This is a genomic window from Vibrio jasicida CAIM 1864 = LMG 25398 (genome assembly GCF_000400365.1).
Lineage (GTDB): Bacteria > Pseudomonadota > Gammaproteobacteria > Enterobacterales > Vibrionaceae > Vibrio > Vibrio jasicida.
The window spans coordinates 1-7,655 of record NZ_BAOG01000065.1; the positions used below are offsets into that span (position 1 = coordinate 1).

A 7,655-nucleotide genomic window follows, 5' to 3' on the forward strand; every position below is an offset into this window, starting at 1 on the left:
TTCTGTTAATCGTTCTGGGGAGAACTGCATCAACAGATTACACCGCAACTTCCTTTCTCTTCCATACACCAGAAATCAGCATAGCTCCCGCATTACTCCTAACAACTCTTTCTTGTTTGAAGATGCTACTAACCACCTAATTTCGAAGTAATAGATAGGTGAGGCTAAAAGCACAGTCAACCACATATTAATATTGAACAACTCTTTGATCGGACTATCCATAAAGAGATACAAATAAAACAATATTGATATGCAAAACATTATGAAGTAAGTATTACACTTTGCGATTTCATCTTGAACAATTGGGTAAATATTTCTATTGCGTCGAATCCTTTTTAATCGCTTAAACTTTCGTTCACGCTTCCAAGCACTTAGTCCTCGAAATAGAGCGATACTCTTAACAGAGGAAAGAGCTCTTTCAAATCTCGGTTCACACCGCTTTAAAACGTAAGGTCCAAAGAGTCCAATGATGACTGCCATTTCATTAGTAATAGCAAAAGGTAGGATTTGTTCCATATTTGCATTGATCTTCCATAAACTGATTAGAACACATAAGCGTATAACGCCCAATTAAGGTGTGAAGCACGCAACCACGACACTTAATTTGACCACCGTAAACACTGAACCAAATCCAAACTAAAAATGCCAAGCGTGCTGAATCACTCTTAAATTGCTTGTTAGCCCTATGCCCAAAGGTTGCACGCCTCTACCGCTTGGATTTTAACGCCGAAACTAGAAATACTAGGTAACGTCGCATTATGGTGCGCTCGAATTTGAGCCCCACTGGCGTGCTCCTTATCATGAGTTGTGTGAGCATCCGATACCAACGTTACAGGATAGCCTAAACCTGCAGCTCTGCGAATGGTAGTATCAACGCAAAACTCTGAGGCGTAGCCACACACAATTAAGCTATCTACATCGAGTTCATTCAAAACACTTTGAAGATTAGTATTCAAGAAAGAGTCTGGTGTTGTTTTGCGAACGAAATGGTCGCCAGTTTGTGTAATTAAGCTCGACTGTGATGCCCAACCAACGCTTTCGTATTCAATAACAGATTTAGGTTGCTCGTGCTGAACAAAGATAACTGGAATAGACTTAGCACGCGCTAATTTCGTAACCTCATTAATTTTGGTGAGTACGATTTGTGATTCAAATGGTTGAGGGTCCGGGTCGAACAGAATCGACTGAACATCAATAACTAATACTGCAGATTTCATTGTTTTCCTCTGATAGGGCTAACGCCCTGTTAAGGTGTGAGCAACGCAATACCAAAGCCGCCGCATACCACCTTAATCACTAAAATCAACGCATAGTAAAAATGCCACGCGTTGCGAATCACTCTTAAACAGTTTGTTATGTGTTTTTACGATCACGTTGCTCAATGTGTCTTTTAGTTTCGTCCGGAATGATATCGTTATACAAACTTTCCAGTTCCTTTGGTTTAGTAATTAGCTCTTCTGCAATGTAATTAAGAATCTGAAAAAGTTTCAAAGCAACATCCGTACTATCTTGGAAATCAATAGCGCCCGGATGTACTGCGTTGTTGCCTACTACTCGTAGAATATCTAAAGCTTGCTGAATCTTGGGACTCAATCCGTCCGAAACCAAACCTTTTATATCATCGTTGATATTTTTACCTGATTTACCGACTTGCTTTAAAAGCATTTGTAGAGCAAGACGTAGCAGAGCAGAGGCACCTTTGGGTGAATTGTTCAATATGGATGCAGCTTCCAAATAAATTGATTTTATATCTTCATTTAGGTCGTTGTTAGGCTCTGGGATGGAGTTAGCTACTGGAAATACGACTTTATCATTTACCCATAGAGTCTCTGCATTACAACTAGCACACATAGAGATTGAGAAGTTGTCTGGAACATATTGTCTCAAATTTCTCGCTAAGTCATTTTTATAACGTTCCATAAAGCTTTGTAAATCGCGCTCCGTATACTCAGAAATAGACGAGCGAGCATCCAAATAAGAGTGTTCTAAAATAGCAGACGTTATTCTTGTAACAGTTTGCCTGCTGAACCAGCGCTGTTGAGACAGAACACCACAGTGTAAACATTTAAACTTATCTTCGTTTAATTTAGGAATTGTCATAGATTACCTCCAAGAAACACATAACGCCGCGTTAAGTAGTGAGCAACGCCACCACCCTACCTAGAACCTTGCCACCTTAAACACTAAAGCTGACCCAAACTGAAAATGCCGAGCGTTGGGAATCTGTCTTAAACGCTTTGTTATACGCATTTTACCAATTACAATTAGCCTTATAATACAAACAATTAACTACAACAAGAGACTTGATATGTTTACGATTGATTCATTTGTGCTTTATGTAAGTAATGTGCAACAAAGCATGGACTTTTACGCTAAAGCATTTAATTGCGAGCCACAATTGTTATCACCTAGTTTCGCTGCTCTAGACTTTGCTGACAACGTAAAAATCACACTAAAACAGAACAATGAACTAACACCTGCAAGTGACATTAAAGGTGGTGGCACAGAGCTTTCAATGCCGATTTCTGACAAAGATACCTTTGAAAAACTTTTCGCTGACTGGAAAGGTAAAGGGATTGAATTTGTGCAAGAAATTGAAGCTTCTGTATTCGGGTTTAACTTTGTAGCCCTTGACCCAGATGGGCACCGAATCCGAATTTTCACACACTAATTCATATTGCCGCCGATAGTCATTGTCGGTGGTAAATTCCCAATGCGTATAACGCCGCATTAAGGTGTGAGCAGCGCTTGGCTATACTTGAGCGAAGCGAAACTGCCAAGCGTTGTGAATCACTCTTAAATGCTTTGTTAGCTGCGTTCTAATTCTGATTCGATGCCTTTTATTTGCTTACAGATACGTGACCTTGTTTCATCGATAGACAGAACTTTCTGAACTTCACCACCAAGCAGAATGAACATTATTGCTTGGCGAATAGCCATTATCAGTATCCCGATGTCGAACCATTCTGTGAAAGTAGACGGCAGTTCTGGATTACTACGAAAAACATCCGAAGAAACCGTCGCGATGACAACAAAACACAGCCACACTAGCTGAGTAAATAGGTGTGGGAGAAGCCACTTTAAAAGAGCGTCACTAGCCGTCTTTTCTTCGTACCATGAGAGGTTATCCTGTAACCGCCTCAGTTGACGAGTTAAGAAACTCTTACTTGTACCTTTAATTTGAACTCGAATATTTGAATATACTGCAACCAACCAATTCCTGATCATTGGCGTAATTAGATTTACTGTAAACCCTATCGCTATTGAAATGACTATATCCGATGTTGTCATACTTCTACTTCATAAATGGTTGAATTACAGCGTATATTATCTACTAAAGTATAATTTAACTCTAGAGCAGCTAACGCCCTGTTAAGGTGTGAGCAACGCAATACAAAAGCCGCCGCATACCACCTTAAACACTAAACACAACGCATAGTAAAAATGCCACGCGTTGCGAATCACTCTTAAACAGTTTGTTAGGTGCGTGTTTCAGCCTGTTCCGTATTGATGTTTTCTTTCACGACTCTTGCCGGATTACCTACTACGACTGTATTTTCAGGGACGTCTTTGGTTACAACGCTTCCCGCGCCTACTACAGCACCAAAACCAATGCTTACACCAGGTAAAACAACCACATTAGCTCCAATCCATACCTTATCTGCAATATAGATTGGCTTTGCAAACTCTTCATAGGTATACCGCGTTGCAGCATCAATTGGGTGACCAGCTGTACACAATGTTACGTTCGGACCTATCATCACGTAGTCGCCGATAATAACCTTGCCACAGTCTAAAATGACACCGTTGGTGTTCATATAGAAATTTTTGCCAACTTCGATGTTGTAGCCATAGTCACAAAAGAAATTTCCATTTAATTGAGTCGTTTGGTCAGAGCGACCAAAGAGGCTTTGGATTAAGCCGTTTTTCTCTGTGGAATCAAAGCACGAACTAATTTGATGGCACAGTTTGGCAGCTTTGAGCCTATCTTCAGGTAAACCCTCTAAATCAGGATTATACAACTCACCGCTAATATGACTCTTTTCTCTGTTACTTAGTGCTTTCATTTATATACCTAACTTATTGAAGATTGCTCAAAGCACCTAACGCCCTGTTAAGGGGTGAGCAACGCAATACCAAAGCTGCCGCATACCACCTTAAACACTAAAACCAACGCATAGTGAAAATGCCACGCGTTGCGAATCCCTCTTGAACAGTTTGTTAGGCGACATTTCTACGTTTAACTTCTTTCTCATACGAAGATTCGTTGTATAGCCAAATAGCCCAAAATGCGAAAAACATCCCGATCGTGTAAATTGAGTAATTAAGAGCATTATCCGATAAGAAAATCATAATGCTTGCCGCATCAGAAGATGGATAAAGGAAAAGAACATTAAAAATCATGTACAAAATGGCTGTGACGAAAGTGGTTCTGAAAAGCCAATTTAAACATCCTTTCTTTCGCGATTTTTGCCAATTATCAAATGCTTTACCATTCATTTATCCACTCCTTTTCAACTAACTGAAGCTAGATTCACGCCAAGATACTATCACTACTCTATCGTTTATCTCATGTCGCCTAACGCCTTGTTAAGGGGTGAGCAACGCAATACCGATGCTTCCGCATACCACCCTAATCACTAAACCCAACGCATAGTAAAAATGCCACGCGTTGCGAATCCCTCTTGAACAATTTGTTATGTGAACATGCAAACTCAGTACCCGATATCTAGGATCAGAAGCAATATTAATAAAAAAGGAGGCCAGTACCATATGCTCGCTTTCCATTGACGAACTATCAAAGTTTGGTACAGCAGAGCGACAATAAATACTAGTTCTAGAAAAAGCTGGAAAGGAAAGATCAACAATGAGTAAACCATTCCATACCCAGGAGCTTGACCTGCTTCGCTAGGGTTACTCATTATGCCGTCGATAAAGTGCTCGAAATACAAATAAATGAAATGGTTCAGTGCTAGTGCAACTAAAACAAACCTCACAATGCTCACGCTCCAAGTTCATGATTTGAAATAGTATTTATTCCGGATCAGAAACTGTCGAGCATCATATTTTCATAAACTCGACATCAATCCCAGTTTTGTTCACATAACGCCGCATTAAGGTGTGAGCGACGTTTGGCTATACTTGAGCGAAGCGAAACTGCCAAGCGTTGCGAATCACTCTTAAATGCTTTGTTATGTGCGTTACCCTGCTCTAGCGCCATTAGGCATTTCTGTTTCTGGACAGGCTAGACATGGTTGTAATTTATCTTCATAGCCAATGTCGAACAGCATACCTTGAGATACTTCACCTGCCATTTTTCTTTCTGGTAAATTCACCACGAACAGAGCCTGTTTACCCTCAATTTCTTTCGGGTTTTCACGCTCTTGTTTTATACCTGATAAAATCGAACGCTTATGGTCACCAAAGTCGACTGTTAACTTCATTAGTTTGTCAGATTTGGCTACTTTAGATACTTCTTTGATTAAACCCACTCGAATATCTATTTTAGAGAAATCATCAAATGTAATTTCGTCTTTAATTGGGGCATATTTCATACGTCTATCCTCAAATTTCCCACCAGCACATAACGCCGCATTAAGGTGTGAGCGGCGCTTGGCTACACTTGAGCGAAGCGAAACTGCCAAGCGTTGCGAATCACTCTTAAATGCTTTGTTATGTGCGTGCTAATTCTACGCTCGTAATCTCAGTGCCTATTGGTAGGTCTTTGATTTGCGAGTAAATTGCGCCAGTTGCTTCTAACTTGCTTAGAAAAGGCAACACCTGCAAATTTCCTACACTTAACTCGCCTCCTAAGCAGGGAGGAATTATGAAGTCATAACACTCATTTTCGGAAAGCATAAATCCTTTATCACGAGCACCTGTCACTAGGCTAACCATTAGAAATTGCTCCTGCCCTTGCTTCGTATTTAATATCGATTGAAGTTCGATTTTATCTGCAGCGATAACAGTTAATGTTCCTTCTAACATATCGAAGAAATATATGCCTTCATTAGATTCAAAGAACATATCTCCAAATAAATTTGCAACAAGGAATGTTTTCTCTGAAAAATCTAGCCAATTCCAAGTAGCTAATCCTTTGCAAATATCACTTGTATCGGGTGTCAATAAAAGCATAAATTCCTCTCTAAGCACATAACGCCCTGTTAAGGTGTGAGCAGCGCAATACCAAAGCCACCGCATAACACCTTAAACACTAAACGCAACGCATAGTAAAAATGCCACGCGTTGCGAATCACTCTTAAACAGTTTGTTATATACCGCTATCGATTAAAATTTTAGTCAGTGTTTCTTGGATATTGTCATCAAGACTATCTTTTACATGCGCTTGTTCATCTTGAGATAAAAGTGAGAACTGCGCGGGAAGCTCTTCGATGTCTAGAACCTTAACCCCTTTTAAGTAACACGTACTGCATTTACTGTCGCCATCAATATATGGAACAACATTTAACGATACATATGTTATCGCACCCATTCGTTTACCAAAGATTGATTGTTGATGGACACCATAGCCGAAAGTATTCGATACACCATAAATATCTCTAGGTACAAGCTTTATAGCCATATCAACATCACCGATTTCTGACTCCGAGATAAGCTTAACCGCCATCCCTTTTGCCTCGACATAGTCTTTGACCGTTTTAACAAGTAAATCAGAGAAAGAACTATCTTTAACTGCATCATAATCGTTGTTAAATATCGTTGTACCAGTCGTTACAAAGTTAGGATATTCAGGAAACTCGTTAACTACCCCGACGGTTTCAACTTCCTTAAGATCTTGCGGTTTCAACGTAGATGCACAGCCTGTAAGAGCTACTAGCAATAACAATGAGTAAACTAACTTTATTTTATTTTTCACCTTTATTCTCCCTAGGTATATAACGCCCTGTTAAGGTGTGAGCAACGCAATACCGAAAGCTACCGCATACCACCTTAAACACTAAAACAAACGCATAGTAAAAATGCCACGCGTTGCGAATCACTCTTGAACAGTTTGTTATGTACGTGCCAATAGAGTGCAATGATGAAATGCTTCACTCGAATCTGACATATGGTACCAAAGTTCTATACACCCTAACTTTTTAACTACCCGAGAGTAATGAGCAATCTTAGAACTAAACTTCACAGGATCAATATCATAGCCATACACAAGATATATAGCTCGCTCATAACCTACAACATTCAGAAATACAGACAGAGACTCCAAGTCTTTTATTATTCCTCTGGGTTGAGCATTTTGGTGTTTAACCTCAATAATTGCATGGTTTCCTGACATGTAACCCGGTTTGTGTACCAATAAATCAGGCTTTATATGATCAGATTTAAGAGACTTTAAAATTGGATGAGCAGCCTTATCTATCTCTCCATTCAAATAGTACTCCGTTCTGGGCGGCCACTTTAATCTCATTTGATGGTATAACTCGTAGCAATAGACCCGTTCTCTATAAACCGGATCTCCCCCATCAATGTTCAAGTGGAAGTAATTCTGATCAATTTGATTAGTTGCTTGTCGTAAAATTAAACTTAATTCTTTCATTTTCTTCTTAGTACATAACGCCTTGCTAAGGTGTGAGTAACGCAATACAAAAGCTACCGCACAGAGCCTTAATCACATAAGCCACCGCAAAGTAAAAATG

General features: G+C 39.7%; 10 protein-coding genes. 1 reads left to right on the forward strand and 9 read right to left on the reverse strand.

The genetic code is table 11. The features are described 5' to 3' along the window. Positions 1-683 precede the first annotated feature (683 nt). Positions 684-1,217 carry a cysteine hydrolase family protein gene (locus tag VJL_RS18765; protein WP_038880360.1) on the reverse strand — a complete coding sequence of 178 codons (534 nt, stop codon included), beginning with the start codon at positions 1,215-1,217 and terminating at the stop codon, positions 684-686. Positions 1,218-1,353: 136 nt separating this feature from the next. Continuing rightward, positions 1,354-2,100, reverse strand: a complete 747-nt coding sequence (locus tag VJL_RS18770; RefSeq protein WP_029807239.1) for a DUF4145 domain-containing protein — start codon at positions 2,098-2,100, stop codon at positions 1,354-1,356. A 208-nt stretch (positions 2,101-2,308) separates the two neighbouring features. Here VJL_RS18770 and VJL_RS18775 point away from each other — a divergent pair, with 208 nt between their 5' ends. Beyond that, the gene (locus VJL_RS18775) at positions 2,309-2,671 is read left to right on the forward strand and encodes a VOC family protein (RefSeq protein ID WP_038880364.1); all 363 of its coding nucleotides are present in this window, start codon (positions 2,309-2,311) and stop codon (positions 2,669-2,671) included. Between the two features lie 137 nt (positions 2,672-2,808). Here VJL_RS18775 and VJL_RS30225 read toward each other — a convergent pair whose 3' ends face one another. The 7 genes from VJL_RS30225 to VJL_RS18815 all read right to left on the reverse strand — a co-directional run bounded on the left by VJL_RS30225 (position 2,809) and on the right by VJL_RS18815 (position 7,555). Beyond that, entirely contained in the window at positions 2,809-2,940 is a 132-nt protein-coding gene (locus VJL_RS30225) for a hypothetical protein (protein ID WP_265101994.1), read from the reverse strand. 539 nt (positions 2,941-3,479) lie between these two features. Continuing rightward, a complete protein-coding gene (locus VJL_RS18785; protein WP_038880370.1) occupies positions 3,480-4,067 on the reverse strand; it encodes a sugar O-acetyltransferase in 588 nt (195 codons plus the stop codon). A gap of 154 nt (positions 4,068-4,221) precedes the next feature. Then, entirely contained in the window at positions 4,222-4,500 is a 279-nt protein-coding gene (locus VJL_RS18790) for a hypothetical protein (protein ID WP_038880373.1), read from the reverse strand. 701 nt (positions 4,501-5,201) lie between these two features. Further along, entirely contained in the window at positions 5,202-5,555 is a 354-nt protein-coding gene (locus VJL_RS18800) for a tRNA-binding protein (protein ID WP_038880379.1), read from the reverse strand. Between the two features lie 118 nt (positions 5,556-5,673). Beyond that, on the reverse strand, positions 5,674-6,135 hold the full coding sequence (locus tag VJL_RS18805; protein ID WP_160167710.1) for a T6SS immunity protein Tdi1 domain-containing protein: 462 nt from the start codon (positions 6,133-6,135) through the stop codon (positions 5,674-5,676). A 136-nt stretch (positions 6,136-6,271) separates the two neighbouring features. Next, a complete protein-coding gene (locus VJL_RS18810) occupies positions 6,272-6,877 on the reverse strand; it encodes a hypothetical protein (RefSeq protein ID WP_038880385.1) in 606 nt (201 codons plus the stop codon). A gap of 138 nt (positions 6,878-7,015) precedes the next feature. Continuing rightward, positions 7,016-7,555 (reverse strand): hypothetical protein, encoded by a 540-nt coding sequence (locus VJL_RS18815; RefSeq protein WP_047734386.1) that lies wholly within the window; start codon positions 7,553-7,555, stop codon positions 7,016-7,018. Between the last annotated feature and the right edge of the window lie 100 nt (positions 7,556-7,655).